The organism is Clostridium sp. NSJ-49 (genome assembly GCF_014287725.1).
Taxonomy (GTDB): Bacteria; Bacillota; Clostridia; order Clostridiales; family Clostridiaceae; genus Clostridium; species Clostridium disporicum_B.
Map to the genome: position 1 here is coordinate 89151 of NZ_JACOOP010000006.1, position 22136 is coordinate 111286.

24 protein-coding genes, 2 tRNA genes, 2 rRNA genes and 1 other annotated feature are annotated in these 22136 nt (G+C 29.3%); of the genes, 6 read left to right on the forward strand and 22 right to left on the reverse strand.

Translation table 11 applies throughout. The annotated features are described in order from the left end of the window. Positions 1–48: 48 nt before the first annotated feature. From H8S10_RS03520 to H8S10_RS03530, 3 genes are all read right to left on the reverse strand, one after another. A complete protein-coding gene (locus H8S10_RS03520) occupies positions 49–1758 on the reverse strand; it encodes a proline--tRNA ligase (protein WP_186837937.1) in 1710 nt (569 codons plus the stop codon). A gap of 108 nt (positions 1759–1866) precedes the next feature. Then, positions 1867–2048, reverse strand: a binding site (T-box leader). 63 nt (positions 2049–2111) lie between these two features. Next, entirely contained in the window at positions 2112–2780 is a 669-nt protein-coding gene (gene ispD, locus H8S10_RS03525) for a 2-C-methyl-D-erythritol 4-phosphate cytidylyltransferase (protein WP_055267013.1), read from the reverse strand. A 9-nt stretch (positions 2781–2789) separates the two neighbouring features. After that, entirely contained in the window at positions 2790–3881 is a 1092-nt protein-coding gene (locus H8S10_RS03530; protein WP_186837938.1) for a PIN/TRAM domain-containing protein, read from the reverse strand. Positions 3882–4163: 282 nt separating this feature from the next. On the opposite strand from H8S10_RS03530, the gene H8S10_RS03535 reads away from it, so the two are divergent. Continuing rightward, complete coding sequence (locus H8S10_RS03535; RefSeq protein WP_055267008.1) at positions 4164–4562, forward strand: hypothetical protein; 399 nt, start codon at positions 4164–4166, stop codon at positions 4560–4562. A 34-nt stretch (positions 4563–4596) separates the two neighbouring features. Here H8S10_RS03535 and disA read toward each other — a convergent pair whose 3' ends face one another. From disA to H8S10_RS03555, 4 genes are all read right to left on the reverse strand, one after another. Continuing rightward, on the reverse strand, positions 4597–5661 hold the full coding sequence (gene disA, locus H8S10_RS03540) for a DNA integrity scanning diadenylate cyclase DisA (protein WP_055267006.1): 1065 nt from the start codon (positions 5659–5661) through the stop codon (positions 4597–4599). A 51-nt stretch (positions 5662–5712) separates the two neighbouring features. After that, positions 5713–7098 carry a DNA repair protein RadA gene (gene radA / locus H8S10_RS03545; RefSeq protein ID WP_055267004.1) on the reverse strand — a complete coding sequence of 462 codons (1386 nt, stop codon included), beginning with the start codon at positions 7096–7098 and terminating at the stop codon, positions 5713–5715. Positions 7099–7245: 147 nt separating this feature from the next. Continuing rightward, positions 7246–7974 carry a glucosamine-6-phosphate deaminase gene (gene nagB, locus H8S10_RS03550; RefSeq protein ID WP_055267001.1) on the reverse strand — a complete coding sequence of 243 codons (729 nt, stop codon included), beginning with the start codon at positions 7972–7974 and terminating at the stop codon, positions 7246–7248. Beyond that, positions 7971–8693 (reverse strand): GntR family transcriptional regulator, encoded by a 723-nt coding sequence (locus H8S10_RS03555; RefSeq protein ID WP_186837939.1) that lies wholly within the window; start codon positions 8691–8693, stop codon positions 7971–7973. The genes nagB and H8S10_RS03555 overlap by 4 nt, the downstream gene beginning before the upstream one ends. 125 nt (positions 8694–8818) lie before the next feature. Here H8S10_RS03555 and H8S10_RS03560 point away from each other — a divergent pair, with 125 nt between their 5' ends. Further along, positions 8819–8980, forward strand: coding sequence for a hypothetical protein (locus H8S10_RS03560; RefSeq protein ID WP_156334267.1), 162 nt, complete (start codon positions 8819–8821; stop codon positions 8978–8980). A 62-nt stretch (positions 8981–9042) separates the two neighbouring features. Then, complete coding sequence (locus H8S10_RS03565; RefSeq protein WP_055266995.1) at positions 9043–9270, forward strand: glutaredoxin family protein; 228 nt, start codon at positions 9043–9045, stop codon at positions 9268–9270. Between the two features lie 93 nt (positions 9271–9363). On the opposite strand, the gene H8S10_RS03570 is transcribed toward H8S10_RS03565, so the two are convergent. The 3 genes from H8S10_RS03570 to H8S10_RS03580 form a co-directional block, all read right to left on the reverse strand. Continuing rightward, entirely contained in the window at positions 9364–10830 is a 1467-nt protein-coding gene (locus tag H8S10_RS03570) for an NADP-dependent glyceraldehyde-3-phosphate dehydrogenase (protein WP_186837940.1), read from the reverse strand. A gap of 136 nt (positions 10831–10966) precedes the next feature. Next, entirely contained in the window at positions 10967–13405 is a 2439-nt protein-coding gene (locus H8S10_RS03575) for an ATP-dependent Clp protease ATP-binding subunit (protein ID WP_186837941.1), read from the reverse strand. Between the two features lie 76 nt (positions 13406–13481). Continuing rightward, positions 13482–13937, reverse strand: a complete 456-nt coding sequence (locus tag H8S10_RS03580; protein WP_055266987.1) for a CtsR family transcriptional regulator — start codon at positions 13935–13937, stop codon at positions 13482–13484. Positions 13938–14123: 186 nt separating this feature from the next. Here H8S10_RS03580 and H8S10_RS03585 point away from each other — a divergent pair, with 186 nt between their 5' ends. Next, positions 14124–14753, forward strand: coding sequence for an MBL fold metallo-hydrolase (locus H8S10_RS03585; RefSeq protein WP_055266983.1), 630 nt, complete (start codon positions 14124–14126; stop codon positions 14751–14753). A 36-nt stretch (positions 14754–14789) separates the two neighbouring features. Here the strand turns inward: H8S10_RS03585 and H8S10_RS03590 are convergent, their stop codons facing one another. The 7 genes from H8S10_RS03590 to H8S10_RS03620 form a co-directional block, all read right to left on the reverse strand. Further along, on the reverse strand, positions 14790–14960 hold the full coding sequence (locus H8S10_RS03590) for a 4Fe-4S binding protein (protein ID WP_032116987.1): 171 nt from the start codon (positions 14958–14960) through the stop codon (positions 14790–14792). A gap of 96 nt (positions 14961–15056) precedes the next feature. After that, the gene (locus H8S10_RS03595; protein WP_055266981.1) at positions 15057–15263 is read right to left on the reverse strand and encodes a hypothetical protein; all 207 of its coding nucleotides are present in this window, start codon (positions 15261–15263) and stop codon (positions 15057–15059) included. A 10-nt stretch (positions 15264–15273) separates the two neighbouring features. Beyond that, entirely contained in the window at positions 15274–16179 is a 906-nt protein-coding gene (locus H8S10_RS03600) for a stage 0 sporulation family protein (RefSeq protein WP_055266979.1), read from the reverse strand. A 4-nt stretch (positions 16180–16183) separates the two neighbouring features. Then, on the reverse strand, positions 16184–17116 hold the full coding sequence (locus H8S10_RS03605; RefSeq protein WP_055266976.1) for a DNA polymerase III subunit delta': 933 nt from the start codon (positions 17114–17116) through the stop codon (positions 16184–16186). A gap of 26 nt (positions 17117–17142) precedes the next feature. Then, positions 17143–17472: a cyclic-di-AMP receptor gene (locus tag H8S10_RS03610; RefSeq protein ID WP_055266974.1), complete on the reverse strand. Its 330-nt coding sequence runs from the start codon at positions 17470–17472 to the stop codon at positions 17143–17145. A 141-nt stretch (positions 17473–17613) separates the two neighbouring features. After that, on the reverse strand, positions 17614–18291 hold the full coding sequence (locus H8S10_RS03615; RefSeq protein WP_055266972.1) for a deoxynucleoside kinase: 678 nt from the start codon (positions 18289–18291) through the stop codon (positions 17614–17616). A 44-nt stretch (positions 18292–18335) separates the two neighbouring features. Then, positions 18336–18527 (reverse strand): sigma factor G inhibitor Gin, encoded by a 192-nt coding sequence (locus H8S10_RS03620; RefSeq protein WP_055266970.1) that lies wholly within the window; start codon positions 18525–18527, stop codon positions 18336–18338. 133 nt (positions 18528–18660) lie between these two features. Between H8S10_RS03620 and H8S10_RS03625 the strand changes: the two genes are divergently transcribed. Next, positions 18661–19815, forward strand: coding sequence for a M20 family peptidase (locus H8S10_RS03625; protein ID WP_186837942.1), 1155 nt, complete (start codon positions 18661–18663; stop codon positions 19813–19815). A gap of 13 nt (positions 19816–19828) precedes the next feature. Here H8S10_RS03625 and H8S10_RS03630 read toward each other — a convergent pair whose 3' ends face one another. Next, entirely contained in the window at positions 19829–20332 is a 504-nt protein-coding gene (locus H8S10_RS03630) for a hypothetical protein (protein WP_055266966.1), read from the reverse strand. 227 nt (positions 20333–20559) lie between these two features. Here H8S10_RS03630 and H8S10_RS03635 point away from each other — a divergent pair, with 227 nt between their 5' ends. Then, on the forward strand, positions 20560–21507 hold the full coding sequence (locus H8S10_RS03635) for a magnesium transporter CorA family protein (RefSeq protein WP_055266964.1): 948 nt from the start codon (positions 20560–20562) through the stop codon (positions 21505–21507). A gap of 148 nt (positions 21508–21655) precedes the next feature. On the opposite strand, the gene H8S10_RS03640 is transcribed toward H8S10_RS03635, so the two are convergent. From H8S10_RS03640 to H8S10_RS03655, 4 genes are all read right to left on the reverse strand, one after another. Next, positions 21656–21730, reverse strand: a tRNA-Cys gene (locus H8S10_RS03640). A gap of 5 nt (positions 21731–21735) precedes the next feature. Beyond that, positions 21736–21811 (reverse strand) — tRNA-Phe (locus tag H8S10_RS03645). A 5-nt stretch (positions 21812–21816) separates the two neighbouring features. Continuing rightward, positions 21817–21933, reverse strand: a 5S ribosomal RNA gene (gene rrf, locus H8S10_RS03650). A gap of 90 nt (positions 21934–22023) precedes the next feature. Further along, positions 22024–22136, reverse strand: a 23S ribosomal RNA gene (locus H8S10_RS03655); the annotation flags it as partial.

Consider the following 22136-nt stretch of genomic DNA (forward strand, 5'->3'; position numbering starts at 1 on the left):
TTTTATAAACTTACTTATTCACCACTAAGTGAATCAAGCTTTATTATCTTATAATCTTACTCCTTGTTTATCAAATTGAGATTTAACAACATCTAAAACAGAATCAATTTTTATTACTTCCATTTCCCCATCTCTTAATTTGAATTCAACTTCTCCATCAGATATCTTTTTACCAACAGTAACTCTCATTGGAATTCCTATAAGTTCTGAATCTTTAAACTTAACTCCAGGTCTTTCATTTCTATCGTCTAATATAGCATCTACACCCATAGCTCTTAATTCATTATATAACTTATTTGCTATTTCCATTTGAACTTCATCTTTAATATTTACAGGAATTACTGATACATGATATGGTGCAACTGAAAGTGGCCATATAATACCATTTTCATCATGATGTTGTTCTATTATAGAAGCCATTGTTCTAGTAACACCTATTCCATAGCATCCCATTACAAATGGTACATTTTTACCATTTTCATCTATAAATGTTGCATTCATTGCTTCAGAGTACTTAGTTCCTAACTTGAAGATATGACCTACTTCTGTCCCTCTTGCAATAGTAACTTCTCCTCCACACTCTGGACACTTTTCTCCTATAGTTATATTTCTGAAATCACCAACTGTTCCTTCAAAGTCTCTTCCATAGTTAACATTTTCTAAGTGATATCCTGTTTCATTTGCTCCAACTACAAAGTTAAACATCTTTGAAACTTCCTCGTCAACTAATAAAGTATCTACCTTTATACCTACTGGTCCTGCAAATCCTACTCCAGCATTAGTAGCTGCAAAAACTTCTTCTGCTGTAGCCATATTTAAATCTACAATTCCACCTAAAGCATTTGATACTTTAACTTCATTAACTTCTCTATCTCCTCTAACCATAACTGCAACTATCTTGCCATCAGCATTAAAGATTAAAGTTTTAGCAAATTTCTTTTCAGTAGTATTAAAGAATTTAACTAACTCTTCTATTGTTCTAATGTTTGGAGTTTCAGTCTTAATCATTTCTTTTAATTCTTCAGCTTCTGCAACCTCTGGTGTTGATGGAGCCTTTTCTATATTAGCTGCATAATCACAACAAGTACAGAATACTACATCATCTTCACCAACTTCTGATTTAACCATAAATTCTGCTGAATTTGATCCACCGATAGCTCCTGAATCAGCAGCAACGCACTTAGCATCTATTCCACATCTATTGAATATTTTTACGTAAGCATCGTGCATCTTATCATATGAAGCATCTAATCCTGCTTGGTCTTTATCAAAGCTATAAGCATCTTTCATTATGAATTCTCTTGATCTCATAACTCCGAATCTTGGTCTTCTCTCATCTCTATATTTAGTTTGAATTTGATAAAGATTAACTGGTAATTGCTTATAAGATTTTATTTCATTTCTAGCTATATCAGTAAATACTTCTTCGTGAGTAGGTCCTAAACAAAACTCTCTATTTCCTCTATCTTTTAATCTGAATAATTCAGCTCCATAAACTCCCCATCTTCCTGATTCTTGCCATAATTCAGCAGGTAAAAGAGCTGATGCTAAAAATTCTTGAGCTCCTGCAGCATTCATTTCTTCTCTTACTATATCTTCTACATTCTTTAATACCTTTAAACCAATTGGCATATAGTTATATACACCAGCAGCCATTTTTCTAATCATTCCAGCTCTAAGCATTAGCTTATGGCTATCAATTTCTGCTTCTGCTGGCACTTCTCTTAATGTTGATACTAACATATTTGACATTTTCATAATTAGTTCCTCCAATTTGTTTATATTTATCATCGCTATTCATAATTTAAAATAACTATAAAATTAGCATATTGTTCTACAATTAAAAAAAGCCGTCCCTAATTATATAATTAGGGCGACTTGTATCGCGGTACCACCTAAATTTGTGCTCTTAATAATGATAACGGTATTAGACCGATAGTTTTTACCTATAACTCCGAAGCTGGTTCAAAATCTAGTTGAGAATCTTACAGCCACGGATTCTCTCTCTGAAAAAGGCGATTTCTACTATTCTTCTTCACTGCTTTAAATTTAATATTTATAATTTATTATATAGTTCCAAAAAACTTATGTCAATATTAGCTATTATTAGCTTATACAAGCCTTTCAGCTAAAATTATATCATCTGGAGTAGTTATTTTTATATTCGTATACTCTCCGTCATATAAATACACCTTATATCCGTATTTTTCGGATACCATAGTATCATCTGTAACTACATCTCCATTTTCCTTAACTTTTTCATGGCACTTTAATATATTATCGTAGTTAAATACTTGTGGTGTTTGAATAGCTACTAAAGTACTTCTATCAGGAGTATCTATAGAAAAGTTTTCTTTATTCTTTACTTTTATCGTATCTTTCGGCATAACTCCTGGTGCTGCTGCTCCATATTTCTTAGCACATCTAATTCCCTCATCTATTAAATTATCAGAAATTATCGGTCTTGCTCCATCATGAATAAGAACTATATCTGTATCATTCATACTTTTAAGAGCATTATACACAGAATCCTGTCTTTCAGCTCCACCTTCAACTATTTTATCAACCTTCAATGAATATTTCTCTAAAACTTCTTTTTTACAATATTCTATTTCATCTTTAGGTAAAACTAGCACTATTTGATCTATATTTTTATTATCTATAAACTTTTTTAAAGTATAGTATAAAATTGGTTTACCTTTTATTTCGATAAACTGCTTACTAACTTTACTTCCCATTCTTTTTCCTTTTCCACCTGCTAATATAATAACACTAGTCATAAGTTAATTTTAATTCTCCTTTTGTTTTGCAAAAATCATTCTTCCTGCTGCTGTTTGTAATACAGAAGTTACTATTACATCTAATTGCTCTCCAATAAATTTCTTTCCACCTTCAACTACTATCATAGTTCCATCATCTAAGTAAGCTACTCCTTGTGATGATTCTTTTCCCTCTTTATTCACAACAACCTTCATTTCTTCTCCTGGAAGAACTACTGGTTTAACTGCATTAGCTAATTCATTAATATTTAACACAGGAACACCTTGGACTTCAGCAACTTTATTTAAATTATAATCATTAGTAATTACTTTTCCATTTAATGTTTGAGCTAATTTTAATAGCTTTGAGTCTACTTCAGCTATTTCTGGGAAATCCCCTTCCCATATTTCTGTTTCAATTTCAAGTTCCTTTTGAATTTTATTTAGTATATCTAAACCTCTTCTACCTCTATTTCTCTTTAATGAATCTGAGGAATCTGAAATATGTCTTAATTCATCTAATACAAAGCTTGGTATAATTAAAGTTCCTGAAATAAATCCAGTCTTACATATATCAAAGATTCTACCATCAATAATTACAGATGTATCTAATACATTAGATATATTCTTAGCATTATTTTTATGTTTTTTCTCTTTTGAAGAACTTTTCTTCATGTTTCCAATCATACTATTTATATCATCTTTTTTCTCAACAAATATTTTTACACCAATTATTACCGCTACTAGTTCAATCAAAACAAGTAATATTGGTCCAGCTACTGGATGTATACCTACCACCGGAATCCCAATTAGCGAAGCTATAAGTAAGGCTACTATAGTTCCAACAGTTCCGTATACCAATTCACTTGCACTCACCTTTTGTACACTTTTTTCTACTGTGTCTATTATTTTATTAAGTCCTTTGTAGATAATAGGTGATATAAAATATAATATAATACCGAACACTAAAATAACAAAAAATAAAAATACTATCTTACTTATTGGACTTTGTAATAATTTCACCTCTAAATCACTAAATACGTTTAATAATCCATCTCCTACTACATACCCTAGTATAAATCCTATAGTAGTAATTATTATTCTAAATAACTTCTTTAACACCTTTTAACCTCCTTTGTCATAAATGTTACACTTTCTATTATACCCTTATATTTATCTTATAGATACATATATAACCAATATTAATTATAACATAGTATTTATCAATTTTAGGAATAATTATCTAATTACATATCAAATATATTTTTCTTTACCCCCTATTAAAAAACATTTACATTTATTATTATAATATTAATCCTTCAGCTGATGGATATATTGACAGAATTAACAGAAAAAAACTATAATTAATTTACAAGCATTATTATTCTAAGGAGTTGAGGCGAGATGAAGGACGTTATATTCGATAATTTCCAAAATGATGTGGATGATTCATTACTAAGACATAAAAGCATTTTAGATATTTTAACAAAATATTCTGAATCTAGTGCTAGAGTAAATAGAGCTGTTGCTAAGGCTGTTACAAATTGTGGTTGTATTAAAATAAATGCAGATAAACAATCTTCTCCTCAAGACCAAGATAGCCTTGAAGATTTTTATAATTCTTTAAATAATCATTTAGATGGCGAACTTTGTGAAACTTGTCGTGATGTAATTGAGCGTGAAATGGGTAATAATATGTTTTATCTTACTTCCTTGTGTAATGCACTAAATATAAGTTTATATGATGTACTTATAAAAGAAGATAATAAAATTAATACTTTAGGAAAATTTAATTTTAGATAAAAAAATATGGCAGTAAATTTACTGCCATATTTTTTTATAATTCTTTTTTTAAATATATTTGTTCTTTAATTCTTTTCAATCCATTTCTTATTGCAGTAGCTCTAGCTTCTCCTATCCCCTCAACCATATCAAGATCTTCTTTTGATGCTTTAATAACATTTTTAAGGCTATCAAAATGCTTAATAAGATTTTCAATAATACTCGTTGGTATTCTAGGAATCTTAGAAAGAATTCTATATCCCTTTGGAGATATTAAAGTATCCACTAACGACACTCCAGCATATCCCAATAATTTAGACAGATTATCTAAGTCTAATAGCTCTTCAGAATTTAGCTTTTGAATTTCCTTATAAATTTCATCAGCGTCAGCTTCATCATTACAATAATCTTTAATTAAAAGTATTCCATCTCTTTCAATATTTTTTATTAATTCATTAAGCTGCATAGAAATTAGTCTACCTTCATTACCTAATTCAACTATATGCTTTTTAATTTCCTCAACTATTCTCATTACCATTTCAGTTCTTTGTATAGCTGTAGTTACATCAAATACTGTAGTTAAATCTTGAAATTCAAGAATATTTAAGTTATTAATAACTTTCTCTAATACATTAACATACTTTTCTAAAGTCTGTATTGCTTGGTTAGCATTTGCTAAAATAACACTACTATCCTTAAGTATGTATTTTAGGTCACCTTTATATATTGTAATTATGTTTCTTCTTTGTGAGATTGCTATGACAAGGGTTCCAGTTTGTCTTGCTATTCTTTGAGCTGTTCTATGTCTAGTTCCTGTTTCGAAAGTAGCTATTGTTGAATCTGGTATAAGTTGAGCGTTCGCAGAAACTATCTTTTTTAAATCTCCACTTATAACAATAGCTCCATCCATCTTTGCTAGTTCGTATACATATGCTGGTGTATATTCTGAATTAATATTAAATCCACCATCTACTAGCTTCATTACATTTTCACCGTCACCAATTATTATTAATCCACCAGTTTTAGCTCTTAGTATGTTATCTAATCCCTCTCTTAAACTTGTTCCTGGACTGACTAATTTAAGTATATTTTTTATTTCATTATCTTCCTTTATTCTCATTATAATCACCTAATTATTAATTCTATTATTATTGCGAATCTCTATTATTTATTATCTATAGACATGGAATATTACATCATTTAAAGTTTTTAATGCTATAACTTCTATACCTTTAAATACAGTACCCTTAGCAAAAGAATCTTTTGCTACATACACCCTCTTAAATCCCATTCTTGCAAGCTCTTTCACTCTACCTTCTAAAGAAGGTACTTTTTTAAGTTCTCCAGTTAATCCTACATCTGCGATAAAAGCAATATTTCCCTCTATCCCTTTTTGCTTAACCGAAGATACAATACTCATTATTACGGCTAAATTAATACCCTGCTCTCTAATTCTCATACCTCCTGTGGTCTTAATTATTACATTTTTATCGTAAAGATTTATTCCACCTCTTTGCTCAAGAATAGAAATTAAAGTATTTAACTTATCTTTACCTAAAGTCTCCCCTATTCTAGTTGGATAAGGAGTAAAAGTCTTAGATACTAAGCTTTCTATTTCTGTTATTATAGCTCTTGATCCTTCCTTTATAACCGTTAACGTACTTCCTGATACTAATTCTCCTTCATCTCTTTTAGTCATAAAAAATTCTGATGGATTATCTATAGACATCATACCTTTTTCAGTCATTTGGAAAAATCCTGTTTCTCCCGTACTTCCAAATCTATTTTTGGAACTTACTAGTCCTCTTAGTTCTTCATCACTATCAGCTTCTATTATTAATACAGTATCTACTAAATGTTCTAAAGCTCTAAGACCAGCAAGTTCATCTGCTTTTGTCATTTGTCCAACAATTATAACCGCTCTCTGTCTTTTATCATTTTTAGCAACCCTTAATAATTCATTAGCACACTCCATAGTCTGAGTCGGAGAACCTGCTCTTGCAGGTAGATAGCCTTCCATAGTAAAGGTCTGTATACTATCTATAATAATTAAGTCTGGATCTATCTCTTCTATAGAATCAACAACATTATCTAAATTAGTTTCTTGAAGAACCCATATATTATCATTAATTTTCTCTAATATTCTATCTGCTCTATTTTTTATTTGGCTATCACTTTCTTCTCCTGATGCATATATAACTTTATGCCCTTTCTTAGCTATACAATCTGCCACTTGTAAAAGTAACGTTGACTTTCCCGCACCAGGTCTAGCCGTAATTATGGTAATAGAATCTTTTACTATTCCACCACCCATAACTCTATCAAATTCATTAATTCCTGTAACTATTCTATCACTTTTGCTAGAAGTTACCTCTGTAAGTTTCTTGGCTACCTTTTTAGGAGTTCTTGTTGCTGTTACTGTTTTACTCGTACTTTTAGCCTGAACTACCTCTTCCTCAAAAGTATTCCAATTATTGCAATCTGGACATTTTCCTAACCATTTTGGTGTTTCATACCCACAATCCCTACAGATATAAACTGTTTTTATTTTCGCCATACCGATTCACCACTTCTGTTGTACTTATATATTAGTATTCTTAACTTATTTCACTCTTTCTAATATATCATAATTAAAATAAAAAAATATACAAAATACAAAAAATCATCGTTAAAAATATTAACGATGATTTTTTATAAATGATAATTATTTTATTAATTTTGCTGCCGCTTCATCAATTATAACAACTACATCTCTATGCATTTGTAGCATTGTAGCTGGATTATCAGTTGTAATCTTTCCTGAGAATAATCCTTTAATAGCTTCTGCTTTTCCTTCACCTGACGCTATTAAGATTATTTTTTTAGCTTTCATAATTCCGCCTAGTCCCATAGTTAATGCTTTTCTTGGAACTTCATCAATTGAATCAAAGAATCTAGCATTTGCTTCTATAGTGCTTTCTGTTAATGAAATTATATGAGTTCCTGCTGATAATTCTTCTCCTGGTTCGTTAAATGCAATATGTCCATTGTTTCCAATACCTAATAATTGAACATCTATTCCGCCAAGTTCCTCAATTTTCTTATCATAATTCTTACATTCTTCTTCTAAATTTTCTGCTAATCCATTTGGTACAAAAGTCTTAGCTTTATCAATATTTATGTGATTGAATAAATTAGTATTCATGAAATTTCTGTAGCTTTGCTCATGCTCTGGATTTAATCCAATATATTCGTCTAAGTTTATTGAAGTACATTTAGAAAAATCTAATTCATTATTTTTACACTTAGCTATTAACTCTTTATACATTCCCACTGGTGATCCTCCAGTAGCTAGTCCTAAAACTGCTTCTGGTTTCTCTATTATAACTTTAGCAAATTCGTCTGCTGCAACTTTACTTAATTCTTCATAATTTTTAGTAACTATTAATTTCATATAATCTCTCCCTCTCTACGTGAAATATTCACTTGTAATGTAAACTTATCTGATCTATATAATGCCTCTTCAATAAATAATACTTTATTTTTATTAGCAAAAGTTTTTCCTATTATCTTAAGCACTGGAAAATTCTCTTTAGTATCAAACTTTTCTTTTATTTCATCTGTTATATCAACAGCTACTATAGATGAAGTAGAATTACTTATTGAATATCCAAAATGCTCTAAAATTTTATATAATGATCCTTTTAACATCTCATTATTAATATGGCCACAATAATCTACAGGTATAAATACAGTCTCTACTGCTATACATTCATTATCAACTATTCTTCTTCGTTCAATTTTATAAACCTTATCTAGCATAAAAGTATCTTGCATATCATCTGGTGTATCTATAATATCGAAGTTAATAACTTCTGTTCTCAACTCTCTACCAGTTTGCTTTATCATCTCTGTAAAACTCATCATATCTTGTTGTTTTACAGTTTGCTCACATACAAAAGTACCTTTACCTTTTAATCTAGTTAAAACTCCTTCTTGAACTAATTCCCCTATAGCTTGTCTTATAGTCATTCTGCTTACGCCATAGATTTCACATAATTCTCTTTCGCTGGCTATACATTCACCAGTTTTCCAAAGACCTTGTGCAATTTTTTTAACTAAGTCATTTTTTAATTGGAAGTATACCGGTATAGGACTATTCTTATCAATCATAGTATCGCCTCCTAATCATATTATAACGTTCAGAATTATAGATGTCTATACCAGTTATAAAAAATCTTTGTATATTTTTATTAAACTTACTAATACTAATTATAAAAAGTTTAGGAGATGTTATTATGTTTTCAAAATCTTATTATGATAATATAAACGGTAAAAATATACTAACTGATTATAGACCAAAAGATATGAGTAATGATTATCTTGATAATTTTACAGATTCCTCTTTAGAAAATATGGTTATAAATTCTAACTTAGATAATAGTAATATGATTAAATAACTATTTATAATATATATTATATGATATATTAGTATTAAGATTACTATTTTAGGAGGTACTTTATGGTTAAAGTTTATTCAACTAATACTTGTCCTTGGTGTGATAAAGCTAAGAGCTATTTAAAATCAAAAGGAATCGAGTTTGAAGAATTAAATGTTCAAGAGGATATGGTTGCTAGAGAAGAAATGATAAAAAAATCTAAACAAATGGGAGTTCCTGTTTTAGATGTAAATGGAACTATCATAATAGGTTTTGATAAGCCTGCAATTGATACTGCACTTAATGCTTAATTTCAATTGACAATTACAAGTTTAAAACATAAAAACTATAAGTTTTAAAGCCAGCATAAGCTGGCTTTATTTATTTATTTATTTTAACTTTCATTAATTACGATTATTTAAATTAATTATAACTCCCTTTCTTCTTGACATTGCTTCTATAGAATATCTAATTCCTTGAGTACCTATTCCTGATGCTTTTACACCTGAAAACGGAAAATGATCTGGGCCTCTTTCTGGTTTATTATTAATTTGAACAGTTCCTACTTCTAACTTATCTGCTATATAAAAAGCTTCATCTATATTTTTAGTAAATACTGATGCCTGCAACCCATATTCAGATTTATTGGCTATTAATATGGCTTCCTCTTTATCTTTTACTCTAATAATCGGCAAAACTGGTCCAAATGGCTCTTCCCATGCTAATCTCATGTCCTCAGTAACATAATCGAATAAAGTTGGATATATAATATTATTTTCTCTCTTTCCACCAGCTAACAAATGTGCTCCTTTTTCTCTAGCATCCTCTATAAGTTCCCACACAAAATCAGCTGCTTTATCATCAATTAATGGAGTTATAGTTACTCCTTCATCTGTCGGATTTCCTACCTTAAGCTCTAATACCTTTCTTTTAATCTTATCTGCCAATTCATCTGCAACTTTATCAACTACTAATATTCTCTTAACAGCAGTACAACGTTGTCCTGAATAAGAATATGCTCCAGCTACTATATTAGCTGCTGCTAAATCAAGGTCTGCATCATCTAATACAATTGCTGCATCTTTCCCACCTAATTCCATTAACAATGGAACCATACTTGTTATACTTGCTATTCTCATTCCAACTTCAGTACTTCCTGTAAAGTTAATAAAATCTATCTCTGGATGAGTTACTATATAATCTCCTATTTCACTTCCTCTTCCTGTTACAGTATTTAGAACACCAGCTGGAACTCCAGCTTCATCAAAAACTTTTGCTAAATATAATCCACAAAGACTACCTTGTGTAGCAGGTTTTAATACTACGGTATTCCCAGCTATTAATGCTGGTGCTATTTTAGAAGCTGATAAATTTATAGGATAATTAAACGGAGAAATTGCAAGAACTACTCCCATTGACTCTCTAGTAACAACAGATATTTTATTTTTATCAAATCCAGGAAAGCTATCACTTACTATAGTTTCTCCAAACATATTTTTAGCTGTATCAGCAGTAAATCTTATGTAATCAGCAGTTCTGTTAATTTCGGACTCAGCGCTTTTTCTATCTTTAGCAATCTCTCTTATAAGAATATCAGATAACTCATCTATTCTCTCTTGTAATATGTCTGCAACTTTATAAAGAATTTTTGATTTTTCATTTATAGGTACATCTTTCCACTTGTTATGTGCTTTTTGTGCTATCATAACTACATCATTTACCTCTTCCTTTGTCATTGCTGGTATCTTTCCAACTACTTTGCCGTCTGTTGGCGATTTAATCTCTATAAAGCTGCCACTTTTGCTATCACACCATTTCCCATTAATTAAATTTCTAAACTTTCTCTCTTGTCCGATTAAATTACTAAACATATGATTATTCTCCTCCCTATTAATTTATTATTTATTTTCTCCCACCTATTTCACTTTTATTATTTAACATAAGATAAACTTATCCATAATTATATTTAGTTATAACTACTCATAAAAATACTATATAGATTAGTATTTATTTATGTGCAAACTCTATACCTTGCTCATTACATTGAATAAGAAGTTTATCTCCATCAACTATATCACCTTTAATTATTTCATCACTCAATTTATCTTCAATTTCTCGAGTAATTATTCTTCTTAAAGGTCGTGCACCAAAATCTTTTTCCTTATTTTTTTCAGCAATAAATTTACTTAAATCTTTATCATAATCAATAAATATGTTCTTTTCTTTTAACCTTCCCATTGTCTCGTTTATCATTATATCTACAATTTTTAATATACTATCTTCATTTAATTGATTAAATATTATTATTTCATCTAATCTATTTAAAAATTCTGGTCTAAAGGCTTTTTTCAATGCACCTTCTATTACTTCTTTCATCTTTTCATATTCTGCTTTACCAGTATCTTTATTTGAAGCAAAACCGACCTGTTTTTGCTTTTTAATATTTTCAGCTCCTACATTAGATGTCATTATAATTATAGTATTCTTGAAGCTAATCATCTTACCTTTACTATCTGTTAATCTTCCATCTTCCATAATTTGAAGTAAAATATTAAATATATCTGGATGAGCCTTTTCTATTTCATCTAATAACACTACAGAATATGGTTTTCTTCTAACAGCTTCTGATAATTGCCCGCCTTCGTCATACCCTATATATCCTGGAGGAGATCCTATAAGTCGTGAAACTGAATGCTTTTCCATGTATTCAGACATATCTAATCTTATAAGATTATTCATATTACCAAACATAGCTTCAGCTAATGCTTTTGATAACTCAGTTTTTCCAACACCTGTTGGCCCACAGAATATAAATGTTCCTATAGGTCTATTAGGATCTTTAAGCCCTATTCTAGCTCTTTTTACAGCTCTAGATATAGCACTTATAGCTTCATCTTGACCAATAACTTTACTTTTTAATATATCCTCTAAATGCAAAAGTCTATCTGATTCTTTTTCTGTAAGTCTTGATATAGGAACCTTAGTCCAGGTTGATACAACCTTAGCAATATCTTCTTCATCTACAAGATAAACTTCTGAACAATTCTTTGTATTCCATCTATTCTGAATCTCATAGAACTCATCTCTCAATCGTTTTTCTTTATCTCTTAAATTAGCTGCCTTTTCAAAATCTTGATTTTTTATAGCATCTTCTTTTTCATTTATAGCCTTTTCTATAGCCACCTCTTTTTCTTTTATTTCAGGTGGTAACGTTAGTTTAGATATTCTTACCTTTGCTGCAGCTTCATCAATCAAATCTATAGCCTTATCTGGCATATATCTATCATTTATATATCTTTCACCTAAGCTAACTGCCATTTTTAAAGCTTCATCAGTTATTTTAACTTTATGATGTGACTCATATTTATCCCTAAGTCCAAATAATATCTTTAATGTATCCTCTGGTGATGGTTCCTCAATATTTACTGGTTGAAATCTTCTTTCTAAAGCTGCATCTTTTTCTATATGCTTTCTATATTCATCTATTGTAGTTGCACCAATACATTTTATTTCTCCTCTTGCTAATGCAGGCTTTAAAATATTAGACGCATCTATAGCTCCTTCTGCTCCTCCAGCTCCTACTATAGTGTGTATCTCATCTATAAATACAATAATGTCCTCTTCTTGTCGTAACTCGGCCATAATTTTCTTTAATCTATCTTCAAATTCACCTCTATATTTTGCACCAGCAACCATAGCAGTAATATCTAACGTTAAAATTCTTTTATCTTTTAGACTTTCTGGAATATCTCCTAGTACAATTCTTTGAGCTAATCCTTCTATTACAGCTGTTTTTCCAACTCCTGGTTCACCAATTAAACATGGATTATTTTTAACTCTCCTACATAGAATCTCTAACACTCTTTGTGTTTCAGCATCTCTTCCTACTACAGGATCTAATTTTTGATCTTTTGCTAATTGAGTTAAATCTCTACTAAATTGATCTAACATAGGAGTTTTATTGTTTTTCTTTTCTTTTGAAGCTGTCTTTTTTACTTCTTTTAATTCGCTTCCCATAATGTATTTTTCTAAATCATCTTTCATTGAATTGATATCAGCCTTACAACTTGTAAGAATAGCATAAGCTACACCTTCTCCATCGTTAATCAATGATAATAGAATATGTTCTGGTGTAATAAAATTTTGTCCGTATTTTCTTGCCACTTCTAAACTATCATCAAATAATCTCTTTGTTCTAGGCGTTAATAGTATATCTCCTGATAATATCTCTTCATCTCCAAATCCTAAATACTCTTCTGTAAGCCCTCTAACTTTATCTATAGTCAATCCTTTAGTAGTTAATAATTGACTAGCGTATCCATTTTCTTTTAATATCCCTAAAAGTACATGTTCAGTTCCTATATATCCATGCTTAAACTTTTGAGATTCTTGCTGTGCTTCTATTAAAACTATTTGTGCCCTTTCTGTAAACCTCCCAAATATCATTTTCTTACACCTCCATACCCTAGGTTATAGTTTATATAAAATTAATTAACCATTAATTTTAAATTTATATTAATTATTATGATAAAATAACTGCTATCATACCCCTTAAAATATCTGCTCTAACCTTATTTTTATCTTCTACAGATGTTAAAATTCTATCATTTACAGACATTTTAATAAGATCACATTCTCTTTCAGTTACTAGATTCAACTCTAATAAATAATTAATTAAAGATAATGCACCTTGGTAAGTTATACTTTTACCAATAGCTTCATTAAGCATCATAGCAATCTTTTCATTATTATCATTTGATATTTTCTTGATTACTATATAGCCTCCACCACCTCTTCTGCTTTCGATAATATATCCTTTTTCGTGACTAAATCTAGTAGTCAATACATAGTTAATCTGTGATGGAGCACAATTAAATTTATCTGCTAAATCATTTCTCTGGATTATTATTTCCTTACTGGTTTTTTCCTCAATCATATTATTTAAAAATTCGGCTATACCATCTGATATTCTTGCCATAAAAACACCTTCCTAAACATCTTTGACTTTCTTTGACTTTAATTATATACAAATATTTTTTTAGTGTCTATGTTTAAAGTTTTCCCTTATATAAAAAATTCATTTAAATTCTGTAATATTTAGATTTTATTTAGTCAATACTCTTAAAATATAGATATTTAACAAGATTCTAGGATGTGATAATAAATGCAGATTAAATGGTTAGGAAATAGTTCATTTTTAATAAAAACATCTTTATCCAAAAAAATTCTCATAGATCCATTTACTCCATTAGAACTTTTAGATTTTGATACTACTTTTGATATAATAACCTTTAGCAAAGATTTTCATAAAATAAGTAATTTTGATTTGAGTAAGTATGGTGCTAAAATAATCACTAGAGATGAAGTATATTGTGAAAATAGCATTAAAATTAAAGGATATTTATCCTACAGTGATAATGTATCAGGATTAAAACGTGGTAAAAACTATATATATCTTTATGAAGTAGATAAATTAAGAATATGCCATCTTGGATATTTAGGACATTTTCTTAATGAAGAAATTATAAATATACTAAAAAATGTAGATATTTTATTCTTGCCTATTGGTTGGAATCTTTGTTTAAATGGTAATGAAAGTTATAAGCTATCTGAACTACTTACTCCTAAATATATTATCCCTATGTGCTATAAATGTAATAAGTATGACTTTTATTTTGATGGTCCTTTAGATTTTATATCTAAATCTAAAAATATTTATAATGTAAACTCCTCTGAAATTAATATTAATGATTTACCTAACAATACTCCATTAACAGTACTTTTAAAGCATTAAAAAAGAGCCACCTACTTAGGTGACTCTTTATAGTAACTATTCAGCTACTGGTGCTCCAACTGGACAAACATTTGCACAGTTTCCGCAATCGATACAAGTATCTGCATCTATAACAAATTGAGTATCTCCTTGGCTGATAGCGTTAACTGGACATTCAGCAGCACAAGCTCCACAGTTTACGCATGAATCTTCTATTACGTATGCCATTAAAAAAAACCCCCTCACTTATTAAATTTCATATATATTGTATCATAGTCAATATTTTTTTCAAAGTGTTTTTATTATGTGATATAAAGTTCACTTCTAAGATTCTATCATGTACCCTGCCATTTCAATAAGATTTATAATATCCTCTGATGATATAGTTAAATTATCATATACTATTTGAACTTCTTTTTTAGCCTTGCTTATCTCACATGCAACTATACCTTCTTCATTTGTAAGTATATTCCTAATAGTAGTTACATCAGTAGATTTATTTAAATTATTAATCTTTATTGAAATTTTCATAATATCCTCCTTAGTTATCTTTAATTAACGCCTTAATAAACTTTTTATCCTCTTCTGAATCTATCTCTAATCGAATATCTGAATCATCTATTGAGTCTTCATAGTTTCCTTCAATTAATTCGATATTGTCTATATTAAAGTCATTTACTATTTCTTCGCCAGCTTTTTTGTATTTTACTCTTACTGTTTCCTTAACAGTATTATTACTTATAACTTCTCCTGTACCTTCCTCAGTTTTAACTATTGATCCAACCTGAGGCATTCTCTTTCTAATATCTTCATACGTACTTTGCTCATAATTTAAGCAGCACATAAGACGTCCACATATACCTGATATCTTAGTTGGATTAAGTGATAAGTTTTGTTCTTTTGCCATTTTTATAGAAACAGATGCAAAATCTCCTAAAAACGAAGAACAACACATAGGTCTTCCACATGGACCTAATCCACCTAACATCTTAGCTTCGTCTCTAACTCCGATTTGTCTTAACTCAATACGTGTTTTGAATATAGTAGCTAAATCTTTTACTAATTCTCTAAAGTCTACTCTACCATCTGCTGTAAAGTAAAATATTACTTTATTATTATCAAATGTATATTCAACATCAATAAGCTTCATTGTTAATTTATGTTCTTGAATTTTGTTAAAGCATATATTAAATGCGGCTTCTTCTTTAGCTTTGTTATCAAAATGCTTATCTATATCTTCTTGTGATGCTATTCTTATAACACTTTTAAGAGGTGCTACTATATCCTCCTCTCTTACTTCTTTTATTCCAATTACACATTCACCAAATTCTATTCCTCTAGCAGTTTCTACTACTACATAATTACCTTTTTCTATTTTTAAATCAGTTGGATCAAAATAATATATCTTTCCAGCCTTTTTAAATCTCACTCCTACAACTTTTATCATATTTTTAAACCTCCAAAAAGCTAATAAGCATAACTCTTATAGTTACTGCCCAATTAACATTATTTTTAATGTTTCTTCTAGCTTCTTCAATACTACTCATTAAGTTATTTAACTTCCTAAAAGACATTTCCCTAGTAAGCTCTTTAATCTGATCAATTTTATCACTATTTATAATTAAGCTTTCATTTTCGATTTCCTTATGAATCATTATGTCTCTTATAAAATCACCCATTATACTTAGAACTTCTTCTTTATCTCCCTTATAAGAATTTAAAACTTCTTCTTCTTCTAATAGAGCTTCAGGATCATTCTTTGTTATTTTAATTAATAATTCTACAATTTTACATCTTAATTCTTTAAGCTTATCATCATTAATATATCTATCTATTCTTCCTGGAATTCCAGAACTAAATGCTATTGCTGCCTTTGTTTCAGGTTCATTTTTATCATAACCTTTTATTTCAGCATACTCATATAACTCTTCTTTTGATAATGGTGTCAATTTAAATATTTCACATCTAGATTTAATAGTATCTAAAACTAACTCTAAACTCTCACATAGTATTATTATGTACACTCCTAAAGGTGGTTCCTCTATTGTTTTTAATAATGCATTTTGAGCTTGAACAGTAAGCTTATTACCTTCATGAATAATAACTACTTTCTTATCTCCCTCAAAAGGTTTCTTTTGAACTTCTTCTATAATAGCTCTTACATCATCTACTCCGAAGGAAGCCTTTTCAGTCTTATAATTTATAATATCTACATATTCCCTATCTAAATCACCTTTAAGTATTAATTTAGCTAAATTTAGCGCTAGAACGCTCTTTCCAATTCCATCCTCACCACAAATAAGGTGGGCATGAGAAAGAGTTCCATTTGAACATCGCTTGTTGAAATTCATAACTAAGTCTCTATACCCAATAAACTTTCTCATACTCACGCCTCTTTTTCATCTATATTCTATACTTTAATAAATTGATCTACATCTAATACAAAGATCGTAGCTCCTCCTACTTCAACTTCCATAGGATATGGCATATACATACCAGTTCCGTTAGACATAGTAGTTGGTGTTGGTATTATTTCTTTTCTCATTTTACAAACATCTTCAACAACTTTAACTACATCATTAACCTTATCCTTTTCTACTCCAATCATTAATGTTGTGTTCCCAGACTTTAAAAATCCGCCTGTAGTTGCTAACTTTGTAACTCTAAAACCTTTATCATTAAGTTCTTCAATTAGATCTAAAGCATCATCATCTTGTACTATTGCGATTACTAACTTCATAAAATTACCTCCACTCAATAAATTTCCCTTTTATATTATTTTATCATACTATTTAAATGTTTTAATATTTTTTATGTTAGTTTTACATAAAATATATCTATAATTTTACAATAGTTCAATTAATAAATGTTTTATATCCTTTTAAATTACTTCTATAACCTTTTTATATATCTCTTCATGAATATCATCAATAGTTCTTAATAACTTACCTTCAGTGCATTTAACTTTATTCCAATTATATTTTTCAGCAATTTTAAGTGAGTTATTATATGATTTTATTAAATATTCCTCATTGCTTTCATGAATATCCTTTTCTTCCTCACCAGTTATCTTATTTAATCTATTTTTCATTAATTCTTGACTTACCATAGGATCTACATCTAAGAAAATAACTTGGTCTGGCTTCGGTATTGCATATAAGTTAAACTCTAAGTCACTTAACCAATTCAAGAATTTCTCTTTTTCTTCTTCATCCATTTTTGCTGCTTGATGTACCATATTTGATGTAGTATATCTATCGGATATAATTATCCCACCTTCATTATAGAACTTTTCCCATTTAGTTTTAAATGATGCGTATCTATCAGCAGCATAAAAAGTTGATGCAACGTATGGACTAACATCATTAGGATTGCTTCCAAACTCACCTCTTAAATACATCTTTACTAATGCTGAAGACTCGCTATCGTAATCTGGGAAAGTTATTTTCATACAATTATATCCTTCATTAATAAGTCTTTCATATAATTTTTTAGATTGAGTTGCTTTTCCACTAGCATCTGAACCTGACTCTATAATAATTAATTTACCTTTACTCATAAATAAGCCCGCCTTTCAAGTATGTAAGGTATTTTCCTTAACTTTTAAAATAATATATCTTTTATTCTATTTTTCATATCCTCATATTGCTTATCATCAAATTCCTCATTAGTAATACTATTTACGCAATCTTCACATATGAAACTTTTTATAATCATTATACCATCATAACGAGCCTTCCCACAAATTTTACAATGTCTTTTCTTTTTTAAGATTATTTCCTTATTATTAATCATTATAACCCCTCCTTGTCTCATATTTAAAATTTTGGACAAGAATTAATATTTTTATACTTTAATATAAAAAGCTATAAAATAAATACTTTATGGAAAAAATAATATTAAAACTTTAAACTGGAGGAATCACTAAATGAATCAAGAAATGATTTCCTATTTATCTACATGTTATGATGAATTACGTACACTAAATAGAGACTTATATGCTAATCCCGAAGATAGTTATAAAGAATTTTTTGCTTGTGACTCTATATGCAATCTATTAGAATCTCATGGCTTTGATGTAAAAAGGAATTTTCTCGATTTAGAGACATCTTTTTATGCCTCTAAAGGAAATACATACCCCAAAATTTGCTTTTTATGCGAATATGATGCTGTTCCTGGAGAAGGTCATTTAACTGGTCATAACTTATTAACCACAACTTCTTTAGGTGCTTCTCTAGCACTTTCAAAAGTAATTGATAAAATAGGTGGAACTGCTGTAGTAATTGGTTGTCCTGGAGAGTATCGTGGTGGTACAAAATCTATTATGGTAAAGCAAGGTGTTTTTGATGATATAGATATTGTATTAGCAGCTCATCCCGATGTAACAACTAATGAAAGTGGTACTTCTGCTGCTATAGTCCCTCTAAAGATTAAATTCTTAGGTAATAGTGGTTTAAGCTTTTTAAATAATGATACCTATACTTCATTAGATGGCATATTATTGACCTTCAATATTTTAAATTCTATATTAAAAGGATTTCCTAAAGATGTTGAAGTTAACTCTATATTATCTCAAGGTGGTTTTACTCCATTATTACTTCCAATAGAAAGTGAAGCCCAATTTTATATAAGAGCAAAAGAGATGGATATGGCTAGAATAGCAGAAAATAAATTAAGAGAAATAGCTATTTATGTTTCAAAGCTTATTCGAGTTCAATACTCTTTTTCACTATATGAATGTCCTAATGAAGAGTTAATCACTAATAGAACTTTAAATAGATTATTCAGCCATAACCTTAAAGAAAACGGAATAATTGATATAGGTCCGCCAAGGGATGTACGCTCTGGATTAAGCATTGGTATAGTTAGTAAAACTGTTCCTTGTATACATCCTTATATAAAGGTAATTGAAGATAATAGTATTAGATATGGTACCAAAGAATTTGCAGAAACTACAATATCACCATTTGCCTTTGAGCAATCTATGAAAGCATCCTTATCATTAGCAGCTACTGCTGTAGACTTAATAACAAATAATACTTTACTTAATGAAATCAAAGATGAATTTTTAAAAAAAAAATAAAAGGTGAAGCTATTTAATTAGCTTCACCTTGTAATATATTAACTTTATCATATACTCTTTTTAATAATCTTTCACTTGGCTCAAATGAAAACTTTAAAAGTTGTCCATTTCTCTTGTACACACAGTAACATTTTCTAGAAGTAGTTATGCTGCTCAAATAGTTTCCATGAGATTTAATTTTTGATAGCTTTTTAGGTATCTCAACCTTTTTCCCTATGAAAACAATATCCTGCATTCTTATGCTTTCTAAAATGTTATCACCTTTACAATTTAATTTATTTATTATTAACTTATCTGCAATTATTGAGTATTTATAAGATAAACTACAGCGTCTAAATTCCTTAAATAATACAAATACTATCATTATTAATAGCAGAACCTCTATTACTCTATAAACTTGAAAAGTTTTTCCTATCACTATTTCAGCAATTTCAACGGCATATAAAGCAATAGTTATAGCTAATAATGAAATCATTATAGCAGGAATTTTCCTTCCGTGTACAACTTCTCTATGCATGACAATATATATCCCCCATAAAATATAATAATTTTGACAATGCTATGATTATACTAATTATTATAGTATAATTCCATTCGGAAATTTCGCCTTATTCATAGATTATATGAAAATAATTAATAAATCTTTAATAAATCTTCATTAATCTAAGGTTTTAAATCTATTACTAATTTTATTGTGATATACTGATAAATATAATAATATTACTCACTTAATTGGAGGTATCTATGATTAAAATATACAAAAGCTTAAGCGAAACAAATCCTCATTTAAAAGCTTTAAATAATATTGAACCTGGTTGTTGGATTAACATGGTAGCACCTACAGAAGAAGAGATTATATTAGTTTCAAAAAAGACAGGAGTTCCTTTAAATTTTTTGAGAGCACCTTTAGATGATGAAGAAACTTCTCGTATTGATTTTGAAGATGATTATCTCCTAGTAATAGTAGATATTCCTTTTACGGAAATGGAAGATAATTCTCTTACATATGATACATATCCATTAGCAATTATTCATTCTGAAAAACAAATAGTAACTGTCTGCTTAAAAAATAGTAGAATATTAACTGATTTTATAAACAATAAAGTTAAATCTTTCTTCTCATTCAAAAAATCTAGATTTATTCTTCAAATATTAAGTAGAGTTTCTACATATTATTTAATATATTTAAGACAGATTGATAAAAAAAGTTTAATGATTGAAAAAAGATTGCATAAGTCTATGAAAAACAGAGAGCTTATACAACTTCATTCATTAGAAAAATCCCTTGTTTATTTTTCTACATCTCTTAAGGCAAATGAAATTACTTTGGAAAAAATGCTTAAACTAGAAATAATGCAAAAATATCCTGAAGATCAAGATGTATTAGAAGATGTTATTATTGAGAATAAACAAGCTATTGAAATGACTGATATATATAGTAATATACTTGCTAGTACAATGGACTTCTTTGCTTCAGTAATTTCAAACAATCTTAATATTGTTATGAAGGTGTTAGCATCAGTTACAATATTAATGGCTATTCCAACTATTATTGGTGGTATATTTGGAATGAATGTTTTACTTCCATTTAGCCCTGATGATCCTAATGCATTTAATATAATAATGATATTTACACTCTTATTAACAGGATTTGTTGCAATACTTTTATATAAGAAAGATATGTTTAGTTAATTTTATAGTTATCCACTAATATAAAATATATCCACAGGCAAAATAATTTCACCTGTGGATATATTGTTTTTTTGTGTATATTTTTAATTAATATAAATTTACTTTAAATGAAAAAATAAAAACCTACAAGCATTGCTTGTAGGTTTTTTGGAGGCGCCAATCAGATTTGAACTGATGAATAAAGGTTTTGCAGACCTCTGCCTTACCACTTGGCTATGGCGCCGTACCTGGTGGCTCGACCAGGAATCGAACCAGGGACACGAGGATTTTCAGTCCTCTGCTCTACCGACTGAGCTATCGAGCCACATTACCAGGCAACGTCCTACTCTCCCACACAGTCTCCCGTGCAGTACCATTGGCGCTGTAGAGCTTAACTTTCCTGTTCGGAATGGGAAGGAGTGTTTCCTCTACGCCATCATCACCTGATACTATGATTCTCTAAATCTTCGATTTAGTTAGAATCTTATTTCAAAGAATTTTGTTCTCTGAAAATTGCACATGAATTTTATATTTTTATTGGTCAAGCCCTCGACCTATTAGTATCAGTCAGCTAAATACGTTACCGCACTTACACCTCTGACCTATCAACCTTGTGTTCTTCAAGGGGTCTTACTAGCTTATGCTATGGG